The following is a 1,871-nucleotide window of genomic DNA, read 5'->3' as shown; positions in this document are numbered from 1 at the left end:
CGCCGCCGGCGGCGAAGGCCACCACCAACCGCAGCGGCGCCCCGGGCCAGGCCGGCCGCGCCCGCAGCGTCGGCGCCGCCAGGGCGGCCGCGGCGGTCACCACCAGCGGCAGCAGTCGGCGCCGCACCGGCCCGCGGGCGATGGCGCGCGCCAGCCGCAGCGCCGCCGGACGGGAGAAGCCGCGTCGCGCCAGGCGCGGTCCGGTCCGATGGGCTGGCGGCATGGCGGCGCTCCTCTCGCGGCGGGTGGCGGCTGCGACCCAAATTCCGTGCCAGGACCGCGGCCCCGGCAGCGCCGCAGCATGGCGCGCCCCGAGGTCCGGAAAGGTGAACGCGGCGGAGGAAAAAGGTCCGGTTTCCCGGACGTCAGTCGGCCAGCGGCAGCGCCAGGGTGAAGCAGGCGCCGCCGCCCGGCGCGTCGCCCACCACGACGGTGCCGCCATGGATTTCCGCCGCGCGCTGCACGATGGCCAGGCCCAATCCGGCGCCGCGCCGCCGCGCCTCGGCCCGCCGGCGCGAGCGCCAGAAGCGGCGGAACACCAGCTTGCGCTCGAAATCCGGGATGCCCGGGCCGCTGTCGGCGACCTGGACCCGGCCCTCGGCGGTCACCGCCAGCCGCACCGTGCCGCCCTCCGGCGAATGGCCGATGGCGTTTTCCAGCAGGTTGACCACGGCCTGGGACAGCGCCTCCTCCTCGGCCAGGATCATCACCGGGGCGGCGGGGGTGGCGCAGTCCAGCGTCACGCCGCGCGCCTCGGCCAGCGGCGTCAGGTATTCGGCGAGGTCGGCGGCCAGCAGCCGCAGGTCCAGGCGGCGGTCGGGGCGCAGGGCGCGGTCGTCCAGCGCGGCGATGGCCAGCAGCTGCCCGACCATGCGCTCCAGCACGCCCAGGTCGCGGGCCAGCGGCGCCGCGGCGGCGCGGTCCTGCACCAGGTCCAGCTGCGCCTGCAGCACCGCCAGCGGGGTGCGCAGCTCATGCGCCGCATCGGCGATGAAGCCGCGCTGCTCGGCCTGGGCGGCCTCGAGGCGCGCCAGCGCCTCGTTGAAGGTGCGCAGCATCGGCAGCAGCTCGCTCGGCACGCCAACCTCGCGCAGGCGGCCGCCCGCGCCGCCGGCGGCGATGCCCTCGGCCTGCTCGGCCAGGTCGCGCAGCGGGCGCTTCAACCGCTGCAGCAGCCAGAGCATCGCCAGGCACAGCACCAGGAAGACCGGCAGCACCAGCCAGACCACGTCGCGGACGAATTCCGCGGCGGCGTCGTCCAGCAGCACGTCGGGATGCTGCAGGTCCTCGGCCACCTGGATCGACAGCGCCTGGCCGTCGATCACCGCGGGGATGGCGAGGCCCCGCCAGTCGCGCTCGGCGCGGTCCAGGGTGAAGGCGCGGGCATCGTCGGCGGGCGCCGGGATCTTCAGTGGTGCTGCGGTGTTGGCGCCGAGCAGGAAGCGCCCCTCGGCATCGACCACGGCATAGGCGGCGCGGCCATAGGCGGGCGAGAAGGCGGCGGCGACATCGGCCGGCAAGTCCAGCCGCCAGCCTTCCGGCCGGTGCTCCAGATGGCGGATGATGACGGCGGCGCGGCCCATCAGCGCGCGCTCCTCCAGCTGGCGCAGCGCCTCGGCATTCCGGCCGGCCAGCAGCAGGATCAGCATCGCCGCGGCGGTGGCAAGGCTCGCCAGCAGCGCGATGGCGGCGCCGGTGGTCAGCGAGGCCGGGCCCGCGCGCCGGCTCATGCCGCCGCCAGGCGGTAGCCGGCGCCGCGCTCGGTGTGGATCGCCAGGCCGCAGTCCAGCGCCGCCAGCCGGCGCCGCAGCCGCGAGACATAGACCTCCACCGGCGCCCAGAGGATGGCCGAGGGGATATTGGCGCTCTGG

The 1,871-nt window shown here is 76.5% G+C and carries 2 protein-coding genes and 1 pseudogene; all 3 read right to left on the bottom strand.

The window, feature by feature from the left end:
• A pseudogene (locus tag BKE38_RS33000) lies at positions 1-223 on the bottom strand (hypothetical protein); the annotation flags it as partial.
• Between the two features lie 142 nt (positions 224-365).
• Positions 366-1,730: a sensor histidine kinase gene (locus BKE38_RS28135; RefSeq protein ID WP_076960457.1), complete on the bottom strand. Its 1,365-nt coding sequence runs from the start codon at positions 1,728-1,730 to the stop codon at positions 366-368.
• On the bottom strand, positions 1,727-1,831 hold the full coding sequence (locus BKE38_RS28130; RefSeq protein ID WP_242662607.1) for a helix-turn-helix domain-containing protein: 105 nt from the start codon (positions 1,829-1,831) through the stop codon (positions 1,727-1,729). The genes BKE38_RS28135 and BKE38_RS28130 overlap by 4 nt, the downstream gene beginning before the upstream one ends.
• Positions 1,832-1,871 lie beyond the last annotated feature (40 nt).

The sequence above is a fragment of the Teichococcus deserti genome, from assembly GCF_001982615.1.
Taxonomy (GTDB): domain Bacteria; phylum Pseudomonadota; class Alphaproteobacteria; order Acetobacterales; family Acetobacteraceae; genus Pseudoroseomonas; species Pseudoroseomonas deserti.
The sequence above is the reverse complement of the archived record's forward strand: the minus strand, read 5'-3'. Positions and strand labels throughout refer to the sequence as shown.